General features: G+C 70.8%; 13 protein-coding genes. 5 read left to right on the forward strand and 8 right to left on the reverse strand.

The genetic code is table 11. From position 1 onward, the window contains the following. Nucleotides 1-138: 138 nt before the first annotated feature. Nucleotides 139-813 carry a Crp/Fnr family transcriptional regulator gene (locus ACFV2J_RS14390; protein ID WP_016642758.1) on the reverse strand — a complete coding sequence of 225 codons (675 nt, stop codon included), beginning with the start codon at nt 811-813 and terminating at the stop codon, nt 139-141. A gap of 378 nt (nt 814-1191) precedes the next feature. On the opposite strand from ACFV2J_RS14390, the gene nth reads away from it, so the two are divergent. The 3 genes from nth to ACFV2J_RS14405 are packed head-to-tail and all read left to right on the forward strand — an operon-like array spanning nt 1192 to nt 4349. Further along, on the forward strand, nt 1192-2250 hold the full coding sequence (gene nth / locus ACFV2J_RS14395; RefSeq protein ID WP_385091755.1) for an endonuclease III: 1059 nt from the start codon (nt 1192-1194) through the stop codon (nt 2248-2250). Nucleotides 2251-2299: 49 nt separating this feature from the next. Next, the gene (locus ACFV2J_RS14400) at nt 2300-3136 is read left to right on the forward strand and encodes an NUDIX hydrolase (protein WP_385091752.1); all 837 of its coding nucleotides are present in this window, start codon (nt 2300-2302) and stop codon (nt 3134-3136) included. A 13-nt stretch (nt 3137-3149) separates the two neighbouring features. Continuing rightward, a complete protein-coding gene (locus ACFV2J_RS14405; protein ID WP_385091748.1) occupies nt 3150-4349 on the forward strand; it encodes a MarP family serine protease in 1200 nt (399 codons plus the stop codon). A gap of 69 nt (nt 4350-4418) precedes the next feature. Here ACFV2J_RS14405 and ACFV2J_RS14410 read toward each other — a convergent pair whose 3' ends face one another. The 6 genes from ACFV2J_RS14410 to ACFV2J_RS14435 form a co-directional block, all read right to left on the reverse strand. Further along, nucleotides 4419-4598, reverse strand: a complete 180-nt coding sequence (locus tag ACFV2J_RS14410) for a hypothetical protein (RefSeq protein ID WP_153289398.1) — start codon at nt 4596-4598, stop codon at nt 4419-4421. Nucleotides 4599-4760: 162 nt separating this feature from the next. After that, complete coding sequence (locus ACFV2J_RS14415; protein WP_385091743.1) at nt 4761-5711, reverse strand: alpha/beta fold hydrolase; 951 nt, start codon at nt 5709-5711, stop codon at nt 4761-4763. Next, nucleotides 5708-6184 (reverse strand): phage holin family protein, encoded by a 477-nt coding sequence (locus tag ACFV2J_RS14420; protein ID WP_385091740.1) that lies wholly within the window; start codon nt 6182-6184, stop codon nt 5708-5710. Before ACFV2J_RS14420 ends, ACFV2J_RS14415 begins: the two co-directional genes overlap by 4 nt. Nucleotides 6185-6251: 67 nt before the next feature. Continuing rightward, nucleotides 6252-7658, reverse strand: a complete 1407-nt coding sequence (gene nhaA / locus ACFV2J_RS14425) for a Na+/H+ antiporter NhaA (protein WP_385091737.1) — start codon at nt 7656-7658, stop codon at nt 6252-6254. Between the two features lie 261 nt (nt 7659-7919). Beyond that, nucleotides 7920-9920, reverse strand: a complete 2001-nt coding sequence (acs, locus tag ACFV2J_RS14430; protein ID WP_385091735.1) for an acetate--CoA ligase — start codon at nt 9918-9920, stop codon at nt 7920-7922. 517 nt (nt 9921-10437) lie between these two features. Beyond that, nucleotides 10438-12882 (reverse strand): bifunctional SulP family inorganic anion transporter/carbonic anhydrase, encoded by a 2445-nt coding sequence (locus tag ACFV2J_RS14435; protein WP_385095838.1) that lies wholly within the window; start codon nt 12880-12882, stop codon nt 10438-10440. Between the two features lie 333 nt (nt 12883-13215). On the opposite strand from ACFV2J_RS14435, the gene ACFV2J_RS14440 reads away from it, so the two are divergent. After that, on the forward strand, nt 13216-14484 hold the full coding sequence (locus ACFV2J_RS14440) for a hypothetical protein (protein ID WP_385095841.1): 1269 nt from the start codon (nt 13216-13218) through the stop codon (nt 14482-14484). On the opposite strand, the gene ACFV2J_RS14445 is transcribed toward ACFV2J_RS14440, so the two are convergent. Further along, nucleotides 14474-15454: an ATP-binding protein gene (locus ACFV2J_RS14445; protein WP_385095843.1), complete on the reverse strand. Its 981-nt coding sequence runs from the start codon at nt 15452-15454 to the stop codon at nt 14474-14476. The two genes, ACFV2J_RS14440 and ACFV2J_RS14445, sit on opposite strands and share 11 nt — an antisense overlap. Before the next feature lie 101 nt (nt 15455-15555). On the opposite strand from ACFV2J_RS14445, the gene ACFV2J_RS14450 reads away from it, so the two are divergent. Then, the gene (locus ACFV2J_RS14450) at nt 15556-16380 is read left to right on the forward strand and encodes an oxidoreductase (protein ID WP_385438795.1); all 825 of its coding nucleotides are present in this window, start codon (nt 15556-15558) and stop codon (nt 16378-16380) included. Nucleotides 16381-16484: the final 104 nt, after the last annotated feature.

Consider the following 16484-nt stretch of genomic DNA (forward strand, 5'->3'; position numbering starts at 1 on the left):
GCCGCCCTCTACCGCCCCCCCGCCCCCCCCCTGCCCTGGTGATTATGGCCCCCCCCCCCGCCCCGGGCGCCCCCCACCCGGGGCCCCTCCCAAAGGGCCGGGCCCCTGGTGCTCACTCACGATCGAACGGCGAGGCGGTCAGCGGGACCGCTTCGCGAGGCGCTCCACGTCCAGCAGGATCACCGCGCGGGCCTCCAGGCGCAGCCAGCCGCGGCCCGCGAAGTCGGCGAGCGCCTTGTTGACCGTCTCGCGGGACGCGCCGACCAGTTGGGCCAGCTCCTCCTGCGTCAGGTCGTGCACGACGTGGATGCCCTCCTCCGACTGCACGCCGAAGCGGCGGGAGAGGTCCAGGAGCGCGCGGGCCACCCGGCCGGGCACGTCCGAGAAGACCAGGTCGGACATCTGGTCGTTGGTCTTGCGCAGGCGCCGGGCGACGGCGCGCAGCAGGGCGGCGGCCACCTCGGGCCGCGCGTTCAGCCAGGGCTGGAGGTCGCCGTGGCCGAGGCCCAGCAGCTTGACCTCGGTGAGCGCGCTGGCGGTCGCCGTGCGCGGGCCCGGGTCGAACAGCGAGAGCTCGCCGATCAGCTCACCGGGGCCGAGGACGGCCAGCATGTTCTCCCGGCCGTCGGGGGAGGTGCGGTGGAGCTTCACCTTGCCCTCGGTGACCACGTAGAGGCGGTCCCCGGGGTCGCCCTCGTGGAAGAGAGCGTCGCCGCGTGCGAGCGTCACCTCACTCATGGAGGCGCGGAGCTCCGCGGCCTGCTCGTCATCGAGCGCCGCGAAGAGCGGGGCGCGCCGCAGAACGTCGTCCACGAGTTCTCTCCTTGTCGACCTGCTCGGGGGATCTTGCTCCCCCGTGGTACCAGGGGAGCGTGTTCCCCATTTTGCTGGACAGTCCAAACAGTGTGATCAGTCACAAGTCTGCCGCACGGGCGTCGCGGGCAGTGCGGCAGGGGGCCAATTGGAGGCTGATCTTCTGGGTCCGGGGCGGATGTCGGTGCTTGGCTCTACGCTGGCCCGGTGTCCAAATCGCCGGTGAGAGCACAGGCCAAGGGGGCTGGGCGGGTGGTTGTACGTCGCGATTCCGCTGTGGGCGAACAGCGCCCTGATGGAAGCACGAAAACGGCAAAGGTGACAGATTCGACGCCGGTGAAACCGACGGCGAAGAAGGCCGCCAAAAAGGCGACAGCCATGACGAAGAAGACGACAGCCGCGGCGAAGAAGGCGACGGCAACGGCCAAGAAGGTGACGGCGACGACCAAGAAGGCCACCTCCTCGAAGACGGCGGCGACGAAGACGGCTGCCGTGAAGAAGGCCGCGGTGACGAGGACGCCTGCCGTGAAGACGCCTGCCGTGAAGAAAACCGCGGTGAAGAAGGCCGCGGTGAAGAAGACGGCTGCCGTGAAGAAGGCCGCGACGAAGACGCCCGCCGTGAAGAAGACGGCTGCCGGCAAGTCCGTCGCCAAGCCGCTCGTCGCCGAGCCGTCCTCCGCCCTCGTGCGCAAAGCGCGCCGTATCAACCGCGAACTCGCCGAGGTGTACCCGTACGCCCACCCGGAACTGGATTTCGAGAATCCCTTCCAGCTGCTCGTCGCCACGGTCCTGTCGGCGCAGACGACCGACCTGCGGGTGAACCAGACGACGCCGGCGCTCTTCGCCAAGTACCCCACCCCCGAGGATCTCGCCGCCGCGAACCCCGAGGAGGTCGAGGAGATCCTGCGGCCGACGGGCTTCTTCCGGGCCAAGACCAAGTCGGTGATCGGGCTCTCCAAGGCGTTGGCCGAGCAGTTCGCGGGCGAGGTCCCTGGCCGTCTCGAAGACCTCGTCAAACTGCCCGGCGTGGGGCGCAAGACGGCCTTCGTGGTGCTCGGTAACGCCTTCGGACGCCCCGGCATCACCGTGGACACCCATTTCCAGCGGCTGGTCCGCCGCTGGCAGTGGACCGAGGAGACGGAGCCCGACAGGATCGAGGCCGCCGTCGGAGCGCTCTTCCCGAAGAGCGAGTGGACGATGCTCTCCCACCACGTGATCTTCCACGGCCGCCGTATCTGCCACGCCCGTAAGCCCGCGTGCGGCGCCTGCCCCATCGCCCCGCTCTGCCCGGCCTACGGGGAGGGCGAGACGGACCCGGAGAAGGCGCGCAAGCTCCTGAAGTACGAGAAGGGCGGCTACCCCGGTCAGCGCCTCAACCCCCCGCAGGCCTACCTCGACGCGGGCGGCATTCCGGCACCCCCGCTGGGCGCCGGATGACGGCGAGCGCGACACCGGCCGGCAGGGGGAGAACGGAACGGGGGTGGCTATGACGCACGCGAGCGACACGCACAGCAGGCACATGGAGACGCACGACATCGACAGGTACGACGAGCCCGGCGGCGACGGCACGCGCGACCAGCCCGGCGCACAGGCGATTCCCGGCCCACACGCAACACCCGGCGCCCGCACGACGCGTGGCGCGGCACCGGGCGGCGCGCCCGTGCCGGTGACCAAGGACGGCCTGCCCGCCTGGCTCGACCCGGTGGTGCACGCCGTCGAGACCATCGAGCCGCTCCAGCTGAGCCGCTTCCTGCCGCCGGCCGACGGCGCGGGACGGCAGTCCGCCGTCCTCGTCCTCTTCGGCGAGGGCACCCGCGGCCCCGAACTGCTCCTGATGGAACGCGCCAGTTCGCTGCGCTCGCACGCGGGACAGCCCTCCTTCCCCGGCGGCGCCCTGGACCCCGAGGACGGCGATCCGAAGGCCGACGGGCCCCTGCGGGCCGCGCTGCGCGAGGCCGAGGAGGAGACCGGGCTCGACCCCGAGGGCGTCCAGCTCTTCGGCGTCCTGCCCAAGCTCTACATCCCGGTGAGCGGCTTCGTGGTCACGCCCGTCCTGGGCTGGTGGCGCGAGCCGACCCCGGTCGGCGTGGTCGATCCGGCCGAGACGGCCCGGGTGTTCACGGTCCCCGTGGCGGATCTCACGGACCCCGCGCACCGCGCCACGACCGTGCACCCCAGCGGCCACCGAGGTCCGGCATTCCTGGTCGAATCGGCCCTGGTGTGGGGCTTCACCGCGGGCATCATCGACCGGCTGCTGCACTTCGCGGGCTGGGAGCTGCCCTGGGACCGCGAGAAGCAGGTCCCGCTCGACTGGCGCGCGTGACAGGGTGTCGTTCGTGAACGTGCTGGACATCCTGCTGCTGGTCGCCGCCGTGTGGTTCGCGATCGTGGGCTACCGCCAGGGCTTCGTCGTCGGCATCCTGTCGGTGATCGGCTTCCTGGGCGGCGGTCTCGTCGCCGTCTACCTCCTCCCCGTCATCTGGGACGCCCTCACCGACGGCGCCACGGTGAGTACGACCGCCGCCGTCGTCGCGGTGGTCGTCGTGATCGTCTGTGCCTCGGTCGGCCAGGCCCTCACCACCCATTTGGGCAACAAACTGCGCCGGTACATCACCTGGTCCCCGGCCCGCGCCCTGGACGCGACGGGCGGCGCCCTCGTCAACGTCGTCGCGATGCTCCTGGTCGCCTGGCTGATCGGCTCGGCCCTCGCGGGCACGACGCTGCCGACACTCGGCAAGGAGGTGCGCGGCTCCAAGGTGCTGCTCGGCGTCTCGCGCGCGCTGCCCTCCCGGGCCGACACCTGGTTCGCCGACTTCTCGTCCGTCCTCGCGCAGAACGGTTTCCCTCAGGTCTTCAGCCCGTTCGCGAACGAACCGATCACCGATGTCCAGCCCCCCGACCCGGCGCTCGCGAACAGCCCCGTCGCCGTCCGCGCCCGGAATTCCATCGTCAAGGTGATGGGCACCGCGCAGAGCTGCGGCAAGGTCCTGGAGGGCACCGGCTTCGTCTTCGGCAGCCGCCGCGTGATGACCAACGCGCACGTGGTCGGCGGCGTCGACGAGCCCACCGTCCAGATCGGCGGCGAGGGCAGGAAGTACGACGCCAAGGTCGTCCTGTACGACTGGCAGCGCGACATCGCCGTCCTCGACGTACCGAACCTGAACGCGCCGGCCCTGCGGTTCACCACCCAGGACGCGGGCAGCGGCGACAACGCGATCGTCGCCGGCTTCCCGCAGAACGGCGCGTACAACGTCCAACCCGCGCGCGTGCGCGGCCGGATCACGGCCAACGGCCCCGACATCTACCACCGCAAGACCGTGCGCCGCGACGTCTACTCGCTCTACGCGACCGTCCGTCAGGGAAACTCCGGCGGGCCGCTGCTCACGCCCGACGGCAAGGTGTACGGAGTGGTCTTCGCGAAGTCCCTCGACGATTCCAACACCGGATACGCCCTCACCGCCGACGAGGTCCGGCCGGACGTCACCCAGGGTCGTACGGCCAACCAGCAGGTCGACAGCGACAGCTGCGCGCTCTGACGGCGGGCACCGGATCCGGTCCGCCGACGGGATGACCGGGGTGAGCGGGCCGGCGGGCGCGGCGGCGGCTCAGCCGCGTGGATGGCGCAATCGCACCGAGACCCAGCGGGCCCGACGGCGCAGAATGCGCGGGATCCCCACCTGGAGGCCCGTGCCCGGCAGCTGCGGGGTGCCCCTCTGATGGGAGCTCAGGCCCGTGGCCGAGCGGCGGTTGCGTGGTGCGTCACTGTAGTCGTGCGTCCAGCCCATACCCCGACGTGTGCCCCTGCCCCAAGGTCGATAACCGCGCCTCGGGGCCCCAATTGGCCTATGCGCGAGGCATTTGGCTGTTCGTAGGACAGACGTTCCCCTTCGCGTACCGGGTGCGATCGGGCGGTCACCGAAGGGGGTTGCCTCCTGGCCGAAAACGACCTACCGGTCGGGCTCGGGATCCTTCAGCCAGTTGACGAGTTCGGTCGAGAACGCCACCGGGTCCTCTTCGTGGGGGAAGTGCCCGAGACCGTCGAACAGCCGCCAGCGGTACGGCGCTTCGACGTACTCGCCGGAGCCCGCGGCACTCCGCGTCCGCATGACGGGGTCGAGCGAGCCGTGCAGATGCAGCGTCGGCACCCGAACGGGTCGTTTCATGCGCCGGTTGAACTGGATCCCGTCCGGGCGGGCCATGGACCGCACCATCCACCGGTACGGCTCGATGGAGCAGTGCGCCGTCGAGGGGATGCACATGGCACGGCGGTACGTCTCCACGGCCTCGTCGTCCGGCAGCCGCGGCCCGGACCACTCCCGCAACAGACGGCCCACCAGGGCACCGTCGTCCGCGACGAGTTGGCGCTCGGGAATCCAGGGCCGCTGGAACCCCCAGATGTACGAGCTCGCGGAGGTCTGCCGGACGTCGGAGAGCATCGCCGAGCGCCAGCGCCGGGGGTGCGGCATCGAGGAGACGACGAGCCGGCGCACCAGCTTGGGGCGCATCACGGCCGCCGTCCACGCCAGATACCCGCCCAGATCGTGCCCGACCAGCGCGGCGTCCGGCTCACCGAGGGACCGTACGACCCCGGTGATGTCGAGCGCGAGGTTGGCGGGGTCGTAACCGCGCGGGGTGCGGTCGCTCCCGCCGACACCCCGCAGATCCATGGCCACCGCCCGGAAACCGGCGTCGGCGAGCGCCACCAGCTGCCGGCGCCAGGTCCACCAGAACTGGGGGAACCCGTGCAGCAGCAGGACCAGGGGCCCGTCGCCCATCTCGGCGATGTGGAAGCGCGCGCCGTTGGCGGCGACGTCCCGGTGGGTCACCTCGTGGGCGCCGGGGATGTCGAGGCGTACGACCGAGGTGGGTTGCGCCGAAGGTGTGGCGGGGTCCGTCATGAGGATGAGCGTGCCACAGCTTCCAGGGCGTCCTCGACCGGCGCGGGCCGGGGGTGCGGCTTGGCGTTGTGCAGGACGCCCGCCGTCTCCTTCACCGAGGCGGCGACCTTCTGGGGTCCCTTGCCCTTCTTGGCCTTCTTGGCGAAGATCCAGCCGATCAGCCCGAGGAGACCGGCGACCAGCACGTTCGCGGCGAACGACAGGACGAAGCAGATCGCGAGGTTCCAGTCGGTCCAGGTCCGGATGCCGTACGCCAGGGCGAAGCTCAGCATGGGGAGGGAGAAGATCAGCACCGCTCCGGCCGCCGCGAACGCGCCACCGCTGACCGCACCGCGCTTGACGTCCCGCTTCAGCTGCGCCTTCGCCAGTGCGATCTCGTCGTGCACCAGTGCGGACATCTCGGTCGTCGCCGAGGCGACCAGCTGGCCGATGCTGCGTTCGGCGCCGACCGGGCTGCCGTCGGGTGCGCTCATCGCGGACTCCCTCTTCTGCATGTGTGTACCGTCTGGCTTCTGCGGGTGTTTGTGTCGTCTGGTCAGATCATGCCGGACGGTCGTTCTCCGCGCCTGCCCCGCCCGCCACTTCGGCAAGCCTTCGGTGTTCGGCGGCCTTCCGTTCGTGGATCTCGGCCATCCGCAGGTGGTACGCCGGGTTGTCCTGCTCGTAGATGTCGGGGATGCCGTCGCTGTCCTCGTCGCGTTCCTCCGCCTCGCACAGGGCACGGTACTTGGCGTTGCGGATCTTCAGCAGCGTCGTGGCCAGCACGGCGGCGACGAGGGAGCCGACCAGGACGGCGGCCTTGACCTCGTCGGTGAGCACCGGGTCGTCGGCGAAGGCCAGTTCGCCGATGAGCAGGGAGACGGTGAAGCCGATCCCGGCGAGGCTCGCGACGGCGAAGACGTCGGGCCAGGCCAGGTCGTCGCTGAGCGAGGCCCTGGTGAACCGGGCGGTGAGCCAGGTGCCGCCGAACACGCCGACCGACTTGCCGATCACGAGCCCGAGGACGACACCCAGGGTCTCGGGCCGCGTGAACACGTCCCCCAGCGCCCCGCCGGAGACCACGACACCGGCGCTGAAGAGTGCGAACAGCGGTACGGCGAGTCCGGCGGAAAGAGGGCGCACGAGATGCTCGACGTGCTCGCCCGGCGAGTGCTCCTCGCCCTCGTGCCGGTGGCAGCGCAGCATCAGGCCCATGGCGACACCGGCGATGGTGGCGTGGACCCCGCTGTTGTACATCAGCCCCCAGATGGTGAGGGCGAGCGGCACGTACACGTACCACCCTCGGACACCCTTGCGGAGCAGCACCCAGAACACGCCGAGCCCGGCGACGGCCCCGCCGAGCGCAGCGAAGTCGAGGGTGTCCGTGAAGAAGACCGCGATGATCAGGATCGCGAGCAGGTCGTCGACGACGGCGAGGGTGAGCAGGAAGGCGCGCAGGGCGGACGGCAGGGACGTGCCGATGACCGCGAGGACGGCGAGCGCGAAGGCGATGTCGGTGGCGGTGGGCACGGCCCAGCCGGCCAGGGACCCCGCGCCCGCGGCGTTGGTGAGGGCGTAGACGAGCGCGGGTACGGCCATTCCGCAGACTGCCGCGGCGACCGGCAGGAGCGCGGCCTTCGGGTCGCGCAGGTCCCCCGCCACCAGTTCGCGCTTGAGTTCGATGCCGGCGACGAAGAAGAACACGGCCAGCAGTCCGTCGGCCGCCCAGTGCCGCACCGACAGGTCCAGTCCGAGGGCCGTGGGCCCGAAGTGGAAGTCGCCCACGCCGGTGTAGCTGTCCCGCAGGGGGGTGTTGGCCCAGATGAGCGCGGCGATCGCGGCGAGGAGCAGGAGCACGCCGCCGACGGTCTCGGTCCGCAGCGCCTCCGCCACGAAGTTCCGCTCAGGCAGTGACAGCCGTCCGAAGAACCTGCGGTTGTCGGTGGTGGTGGGACGGGGCGCGGCCACGGCGGGGACCTCCGGGTCGGTACGACTCGCTGACGACCGTCAGGCGGGATCGCCGACGACGTTGCCGACCAGACTTCCCGGCACACCCTGAGGCCTCAGTTTACCTTGGCATTACAGCCAGATAATGCGCCATACGGACATTCGGTGCGAAGGGGTTCTCGGGGGAGGGTGTGGGCGCACGGGTGTGGGGGCACGCGGGTGCCCCCACACCGAAGGCGGGACGGGAGAGCGGAGTGCTTCCCCGGTCCTCGCGCGGAGTCCTCAGTCCTCGCTGGGCGCCGCCGGCAGCTTCTCCTGGATCAGCTCCATCACCGTGGAGTCCGTGAGCGTGGTGACATCGCCGAGCTCCCGGTTCTCCGCCACGTCACGCAGCAGCCGCCGCATGATCTTCCCGGACCGGGTCTTCGGCAGCTCCGCGACCGGCAGCACCCGCTTGGGCTTGGCGATCGGCCCCAGCGTCGCTCCCACGTGGTTGCGCAGGTCGGCGACGAGCCCCGGGTCGTCCGCTGAGGCCGTCCCCCGCAGGATCACGAACGCCACGATCGCCTGCCCGGTCGTCTCGTCCGCCGCGCCGACGACCGCGGCCTCGGCGACCGCCGGATGCGAGACGAGCGCCGACTCGACCTCCGTCGTCGAGATGTTGTGCCCGGACACGAGCATCACGTCGTCGACCCGTCCGAGGAGCCAGATGTCCCCGTCCTCGTCCTTCTTGGCCCCGTCCCCGGCGAAGTACTTGCCCTCGAAACGCGACCAGTACGTGTCCAGGAACCGCTGGTCGTCACGCCAGATCGTGCGCAGCATCGACGGCCACGGCTCGGTCAGCACGAGGTACCCGCCACCCCCGTTGGGGACCTCCCGGGCCTCGTCGTCCACGACCGTCGCCGAGATGCCCGGCAGCGGCCGCTGCGCCGACCCCGGCTTGGTCTCGGTGACGCCCGGCAGCGGCGAGATCATCATCGCGCCGGTCTCGGTCTGCCACCAGGTGTCCACGATCGGCGTCCGATCGGCCCCGATGTGCTTGCGGTACCAGATCCACGCCTCGGGGTTGATCGGCTCGCCCACGGACCCGAGGACCCGCAGCGAGGACAGGTCGAACTTCGCGGGGATGTCGTCGCCCCACTTCATGAACGTACGGATCGCGGTGGGCGCCGTGTAGAGGATCGTCACCCCGTACTTCTGCACGATCTCCCAGAACCGCCCCTGGTGCGGGGTGTCCGGAGTCCCCTCGTACATCACCTGCGTCGCACCGTTCGAGAGCGGACCGTACGTGATGTACGAGTGCCCGGTGACCCAGCCGATGTCCGCCGTGCACCAGTAGACGTCGGTCTCCGGCTTGAGGTCGAAGACGGCGTGGTGGGTGTAGCTCGCCTGGGTGAGGTAGCCGCCCGAGGTGTGCAGGATGCCCTTCGGCTTCCCCGTCGTCCCGGACGTGTACAGGATGAACAGCGGCTGCTCGGCGTCGAACGCCTCCGGCGTGTGCTCGGTGGACTGGCGGTCGACGACCTCGTGCCACCAGACGTCGCGGCCCTCGGTCCAGTCGACCTCCTGCCCGGTACGGCGTACCACCAGCACCTTGTCGACCCCGTCGACCCGGCTCACCGCGTCGTCCACGGCCGGCTTGAGCGCGGACGGCTTGCCGCGGCGGTAGCCGCCGTCGGAGGTGATGACCAGCTTGGCGTCGGCGTCCTGGATGCGGGTGGCGATCGCGTCCGCGGAGAAGCCGCCGAAGACGACCGAGTGCGCGGCCCCGATCCGGGCGCAGGCCAGCATCGAGACGACGGCCTCGGGGATCATCGGCAGATAGACGGCGACCCGGTCGCCCTTGCCCACGCCGAGCTCGGTCAGCGCGTTGGCGGCCTTCGACACCTCGTCCTTCAGCTCGGCGTAGGTGATCGCACGGCTGTCACCCGGCTCGCCCTCGAAGTGGAGGGCGACCCGGTCGCCGTTGCCGGCCTCCACGTGCCGGTCCACGCAGTTGTACGCGACGTTCAGCTTCCCGTCGGCGAACCACTTGGCGAACGGCGGGTTCGACCAGTCCAGCGTCTCGGTCGGCTCGGTGGCCCAGGTCAGGCGGCGGGCCTGCTCGGCCCAGAAGCCGAGCCTGTCAGCCTTGGCCTGCTCATACGCCTCCGCGGTGACATTGGCGTTCGCTGCCAGGTCGGCGGGCGGCGCGAACCTGCGCTCTTCCTTCAGCAGGTTGGCCAGGCTTTCGTTGCTCACGACATCTCCCTTTCCCAGGGTGTCCGTTGTGTCCCAGGCCACAGCTCATCAGACCAGGGGCCTCGATGACAAGGCCCGCCCCCAAATTGGTTTAGACCTGTTCGGGGCCTGGGCTTGTCCGGTGGTCCCTCAGTGTTCCTTCAGCGGTCCCGCCACGATCGCCAGGGGTGCGCATCGGACCGGAACCGCGTGATGGACGGAGAGAGCCGGCCCGGCTGGCCGCTCCCGCTCCCGTTGCGCTCCGGCTCCGCTCCCGTGCGGCAACGGCTCCGTACTCCGAGGCACGGACGGTCCCTCGTCCGGGTTCACCCGACGACGCAAGCCGCGGAAAGGGCGAGGAGCGGGACACGCTCAGGTGGGCGTGGGCGTGGGTGTGGCATGGGTGCGGGCGAAGGCGAAGGCGAAGGCGAAGGCGAAGGCACGGGCACAGACACGGGCACAGACACGGGCACAGACACGGGATCGCGGGCCGCGCTCAGGCCACCCGTTCGGCCCGCGCCCGGCGGGAGCTGTAAAAGGTGCGCGGCCCCGCCGACCGGGGCCGCGCACCTCGACGGGGTCACACGGGACGGCGCAGATCCTCCGCCGCTCCGACGTGATCGAACAGCTCGTCGCCGTCACGGTCGACCAGCAGATACGCCTGTGCTTCGCCGACGTGGAAGTACATCCCGTGCAGTTCGAGCGCGCCCTCCCGCAGGGCCCGTGTCACGGAGTCGTGGGCCCGGAGATGCTCCAACTGCTGCACCACGTTGGTCAGGCACAGCTGTTCCACCGCGTCGGCCGGCGCCCGTCCGGCGAGTCTGGCCCACGGCCGGTGCTTGGCGGCCATCATTTCGAGGCTGGGCTGCCCGTGCCGCAGCCACCGCTTGAGGGGCGTCTGCGCTCCGCCGGGCTCCGAGTTCAGCAGGGCCTGCATCGCCCCGCACCCCGAGTGCCCGCACACCGTGATGGACCGCACATGCAGCACGTCCACCGCGTACTCGATCGCCGCGGCCACCGAGTCGTCCCCGCTCTCCTGTCCGGGCTTCGGTACGAGGTTGCCCACGTTGCGTACGACGAAGAGGTCGCCGGGGCCACTGGACGTGATCATCGAAGTGACGAGCCGTGAGTCGGCGCAGGTCAGGAACAGCTGTGACGGTTGCTGTCCTTCCCGTGCCAGCCGAGCCAGCTCGTCCCGCACCAGTGGCGCGGTGTTGCGCTGGAACGCGCTGATGCCACGCGCGAGTTGATGGTCACTGTGGCCACCGGGACCGCCCGGCCGGCTCTGCCCGGAGGAACCCGCCGCCGCTCCGCCCGGCGCGCCCGGGTCACCGGACTCGCCCGGTCCGCCTGGTTCGCCCGACGCGTCCGGCCGGTCGGCGGGGGACACGGACTGCGGGTTGGTGGAGGGCTCGCAGTGGTGGTTGCGCCACGGTGTCCAGGGCCGACAGCGGCAGTGCGACGAGTCCGAGGGTTCGGCGATCCGGGCGCCGGCCCGTCCGGTCAGCTCGACCGTGCCGCCCTGCGCGATGTGTGCCTGCTGCCAGTCCTGGAGCGACTCGTACGCCGCGTGGTCCATGAACGAACCGTCCAGCTCGACCACGGCGGAGGTGCCTCGGGGCACCAGGTGCAGGGCGCGGCTGAGCCTGGGCACCGCGAGGAAGGTCAACTGGCCGCATACGTGGATGTGATGGACCCCTCCCCTCTCCTCGTGGGTGATACGGGTGCGCGCGAGGCGCTGCATGGCGACGACGACGGCCACGGCGACCCCCAGGGCCACGCCCTCCAGGACGCCGAGGAGCACGACGCCGAGCGTGGTGACCGCGTACACCACGACCTCGCGGTGGCGGGTGACCGTGCGGATGTGGTGCAGGGAGACCATCTGGATGCCGACGGCCATCACCAGGGCGGCGAGCGCCGCGAGGGGGATCAGCTCCAGGATCGGGACCATCAGCAGCGCGGCGATCACTACGAAAACGCCGTGCAGCATCGTGGAGTTCCGGCTCACGGCACCGGCTTGCACGTTCGCCGAACTGCGGACGGCGACCCCGGCGACCGGCAGCCCGCCGAGCGCGCCGGAGACGGCGTTCGCGGCGCCCTGCCCGAGCAGTTCCCGGTCCAGGCGGGAGCGCCCGACCCGGGCCTGCAGCTCGGGCCGCCCGGCCACCAGCTTGTCCACGGCCACGGCACCGAGCAGGGACTGCACACTGCACACCAGCGTGGTGGTGAGGACCGCGGCGGCGATCCCGAGCACCGGACCCTCGGGCAGCCCCGCCAGGGCGTGGCTGCTCCAGGACGGCAGGTCGACCTTGGGCAGGACCAGCCCGGTGAGCGAGGCGACCGCGGTGGCCCCGGCGACGGCGACGAGCGCGGCCGGAACGGTGCGCAGGACGTGGCCGACCCGGCCGGGAATCCGCGGCCAGGCGAACAGGAGCGCCAGTGTCAGCAGACTCATCGACACCGCCCCGGGATGCACGCGCGCCAACTGGGCGGGCAGGGCGCGGAAGTTCTGGAGGACGGAACTCTGCGGGGTGCCGCCCAGTACGACGTGCAGCTGGGCGACGGCGATGGTCACGCCGATCCCGGCGAGCATGCCGTGCACGATCGCGGGGCTGACGGCGAGCGCCGTGCGGGCCACGCGCAGGCAGCCGAGGCCCAGCTGGGCGATTCCGGCGAGGACGGTGATGGCGCAGGTCGTGCGCCATCCGTAGCGGTGGATGAGGTCGGCGGTGACGACGGTGAGTCCGGCGGCGGGTCCGCTCACCTGGAGCGGTGAGCCGCCGAGCCGGCCGACGACGAGTCCGCCCACGGCGGCGGCGACGAGCCCCGACTGGAGCGGGGCGCCGGTGGCGAGGGCGATACCCAGGGACAGGGGCAGTGCGATCAGGAAGACCGCGATCGAGGCCGACAGGTCGGCGCCCGCGATACGGAATCGGCGGGGCGGAACCGGCGGACGCTTGTGGGGCGGGTGGACGCGCTTCGGCCGAGTCGAGTCGGCGGCGCGGGTGGGGACGCAGGCAGACATTCCCGTCTCCTCCGGGGCGGCGCGGTCGCGGAACAGGTGGTCCCCCAGGCCAGGGAGGCGGGGGGCGGATCGCGGCCGTGGGTCACGGCGTGCAGCGGCGGGATTCTCAATGATCGGTAAACAGATCGTAATGCAGAGTAAAGGCCTCATGCGGACTTTAGCCGCAAATGGGGCAATAAATCACTCTCAAGGGTGAAGGGATCTTTCTGGCGGCTTGTCGTATTTATTAGGTCTCGGCCTCGTGCGACCTTGGCGGCGCTGTCGGAATTCGCTGCAGATCTCCCAGGACGCCTTCGACGGCGTTGCCCCGACCGAAGGAAGAAGGTGGGCGGGATGGCCGCCACCCAGAGGATCGCCGCGGGGGTAGCACTCGCGGCCTGCGCCGCGGCGCTCGCCGGTTGCGCCACTGGCGCCACCGGTTCCAAGGAGGGTGCGCACGGCGCGAAGGGGGTCGCGGCGGGGCCCCCGGTGCCCCAGGGGGTCCGGCTGATCGGTGACGGCTCCACCGCGTACACCGGCGCGCAGCCGCACCTGCCCCGACCCGAGAAGTTGAAGCCCGGGCAGAAGCCCCCGCAGTTCGTGGTCTTCTCCTGGGACGGCGCGGGCGAGGACGGCCAGAAGCTCTTCTCGCACTTCCGGAAGGTCGCCAGGGCCAACCGCGCGACGATGACGTACTTCCTGAGCGGCGTGTACCTGCTGCCGGAGGCCAGGCGCGACCTGTACAGGCCGCCGCAGCACGCTCCGGGGACCTCGGAGATCGGCTTCAACGACGACGAGGGCATCAGGAACACGCTGCGGCAGCTGCGCGGCGCGTGGCTGGAGGGCAACGAGATCGGTACGCACTTCAACGGCCACTTCTGCGGGCCCGGGGGCGGGGTCGGTGAGTGGACGGTCGAGGAGTGGAAGAGCGAGATCGCCCAGGCGAAGTCGTTCGTGAAGTCCTGGAGGACCAACACGGGCATGAAGAGCGCCCCGTCGCTGCCCTTCGACTACGACAAGGAACTCATCGGCGGCCGCACGCCCTGCCTGGAGGGCCGGAAGAACTTCGTGAAGGCGGCCCGGCAACTGGGCTTCCGCTACGACACCAGCGGTGTCGACAACCAGGTCTGGCCCACCAAGAAGGGCAACCTGTGGGACCTGTCCATGCAGCTCGTGCCCTTCGCCGGACACTCCGGCGAGCAGCTCACCACGGACTACAACTTCAGGGTCAACCAGTCGGGGACCCAGACGCAGGGGGACCCCGCCAAGCGGGCGATGTGGGGCAACCAGGTGCGTGACAGCCTGCTCAAGGGCTTCCGGCGCGCCTACGACGGCAACCGCGCCCCGCTGGTCATCGGCAGCCACTTCGAGTCCTGGAACGGCGGCACGTACATGCGCGCCCTTGACCAGGTCATCGAGAAGGTGTGCAACAGGGCCGAGGTCCGCTGCGTCTCGTTCCGCCGCCTCGCCGACTGGCTCGACGCCCAGGACCCGGCCACGCTGGACAAACTGCGCGGCCTCAACGTCGGCCAGGCCCCCAAGCAGGGCTGGGCGTCCTTCCTCTCCGGCCGCCCGGCCCCCGCCCCGAAGGGCGTCCCCGGGGCGCCGGCGGTCAGGCCGTAGCCACCAGCCCCTCGCCGAGGACGAAACCGGGGTCGACCTGCGCCGCCAGGTCCGCCCCGGTCCTCTCGTTGCCCCAACTGCTCGCGTTCTTCAGGTGGAAGTGCACCATCTGGCGCGTGTAGCGCTCCCAGTCCCGCCGTTCGTACGTGGCGTCCGCGGCGGCCTGCAGGGCGCGCAGGGACTGGCGGTTGGCGTCCTCCAGGTGCTCGAACCGGGGCGGGCGGCCCTTCTCCATGGCGCGCACCCAGTCCGAGTGCCCGACCGTGACGAGCAGGTCGTCGCCGACCTCGGCGCGGAGGAAGTCGATGTCGTCCCGGCCCTGCACCTTGTTGCCGACGACCTTCAGGGCGACGTCGAAGTCGCGGGCGTAGTCCTTGTACTGGCGATAGACGGAGACTCCCTTCCGGGTCGGCTCGGCGACGAGGAACGTCATGTCGAAGCGGGTGAACATGCCGGACGCGAAGGAGTCGGAGCCCGCGGTCATGTCCACGACGACGTACTCGCCCCGTCCGTCGACGAGGTGGTTCAGGCAGAGCTCCACCGCGCCGGTCTTGGAGTGGTAGCAGGACACCCCGAGATCGGCCTCGGTGAACGGGCCGGTGACCATCAAACGGGCGTCGCCGCCGTCGAGTTCCACCGGCCGCGCGCAGGCGTCGTACACGGGATTGTTCTCGCGCACCCGCATCAGCCGTGAACCCTCGCCGGGCGGGGTCGTCTTGATCATCGTCGCCGCGGACGCGATCCGCTGGTTGGAACCGCGCAGGTAGTCCTTGATCAGGGGCAGCCGCGCGCCCATGGCGGGCAGTCCGACGGCCATCTCCTCGTCGAGGCCGAGCGCCGCGCCGAGGTGCTGGTTGATGTCCGCGTCCACCGCCACGACGGGCGCGCCCGAGGCGGCGAGATGGCGGATGAACAGGGCGGACAGCGTGGTCTTGCCGCTGCCGCCCTTCCCCACGAAAGCAATTTTCATGTTCACCAAGAGTAGTGGACCGATAGCGCAGGGTGTCCGTGCGGGGTGAAGAAGACCACTCCTTCGTGGGGTGGGCGACCGGGGTGCGTAGTGTCGTACTCATGAGTACGACAGGCGCGACCGCCGATCCGCTCGCGACCCTGGCCTCGCTGCCCGGGGTGGCCGAATCCGTGGAGTCCGTCCGCAAGGCGGTGGACCGGGTCTACGGGCACCGGATCATGCGACGTCGCAGCAACGAGATCACCTCCGAGGCCGCGCTGCGCGGCGCCCGGGGTTCCGCGGCGTTGTCCGGCGCCGACTGGGCCCTCGAAGAGGTGCGCCGGCGCACGGACTTCAGCGGCGACGACGAGGCCCGCAAGGTCGGCGCGGCCCTCCGGCTGACCGCCGAGGCGGGCCAACTTCTCTCGATCTGGCGGCAGTCGCCGCTGCGGGTGCTGGCGCGGCTGCATCTCGTCGCGGCCGCGGACGGGGAGGACGCGGTCGGACGGCCGCGCCAGGACGGCGAACCGGTCGACGAGCCGCTCGTCGAACTGCCGCTCCCGGGCGCCGCCGAGGTGGCGGCCCGGCTCGAAGGGCTCTCCCAGTTGATCATCGCCGGCGGTGCCGCCCCGGCCCTGGTGACGGCGGCCGTCGTCCACGGCGAACTGCTCGCGCTGCGCCCCTTCGGGACCCACAACGGCCTGGTCGCGCGCGCGGCGGAGCGCATCGTGCTGATCGGCAGCGGCCTCGACCCGAAGTCCGTCTGTCCGGCGGAGGTCGGGCACGCCGAACTGGGCCGGGCGGCCTATGTGGCGGCTCTGGAAGGCTATGTGTCCGGTACCCCGGGGGGTATGGCGGCCTGGATCTCCCACTGCGGCAAGGCGGCCGGGCTGGGGGCGAGGGAGTCGACGGCCGTCTGCGAGGCGCTTCAGCGCGGGGCGGCGTAGGTTCTGGAACAGGGTTGCGGCGGTTACATTTTAAAATCAGCCGCAGGACAACCAACCCGGGTAACAAAGCGACCACAAATGTTTCCCCACAATCCGCGGAAAAC

Origin of the sequence: Streptomyces sp. NPDC059668 (assembly GCF_042734135.1) — a bacterium.
Lineage (GTDB): Bacteria > Actinomycetota > Actinomycetes > Streptomycetales > Streptomycetaceae > Streptomyces.

What these genes read in the sequence shown, in the direction of transcription:
- ACFV2J_RS14450 (WP_385438795.1), top strand. Translation starts at nt 15,556, where the DNA reads ATGAGTACGACAGGCGCGACCGCCGATCCGCTCGCGACCCTGGCCTCG.
- ACFV2J_RS14400 (WP_385091752.1), top strand. Translation starts at nt 2,300, where the DNA reads ATGACGCACGCGAGCGACACGCACAGCAGGCACATGGAGACGCACGAC.
- ACFV2J_RS14415 (WP_385091743.1), bottom strand. Translation starts at nt 5,711, where the DNA reads ATGACGGACCCCGCCACACCTTCGGCGCAACCCACCTCGGTCGTACGC.
- ACFV2J_RS14445 (WP_385095843.1), bottom strand. Translation starts at nt 15,454, where the DNA reads ATGAAAATTGCTTTCGTGGGGAAGGGCGGCAGCGGCAAGACCACGCTG.
- ACFV2J_RS14420 (WP_385091740.1), bottom strand. Translation starts at nt 6,184, where the DNA reads ATGAGCGCACCCGACGGCAGCCCGGTCGGCGCCGAACGCAGCATCGGC.
- ACFV2J_RS14440 (WP_385095841.1), top strand. Translation starts at nt 13,216, where the DNA reads ATGGCCGCCACCCAGAGGATCGCCGCGGGGGTAGCACTCGCGGCCTGC.
- ACFV2J_RS14435 (WP_385095838.1), bottom strand. Translation starts at nt 12,882, where the DNA reads ATGTCTGCCTGCGTCCCCACCCGCGCCGCCGACTCGACTCGGCCGAAG.
- ACFV2J_RS14410 (WP_153289398.1), bottom strand. Translation starts at nt 4,598, where the DNA reads ATGGGCTGGACGCACGACTACAGTGACGCACCACGCAACCGCCGCTCG.
- nth (WP_385091755.1), top strand. Translation starts at nt 1,192, where the DNA reads ATGACGAAGAAGACGACAGCCGCGGCGAAGAAGGCGACGGCAACGGCC.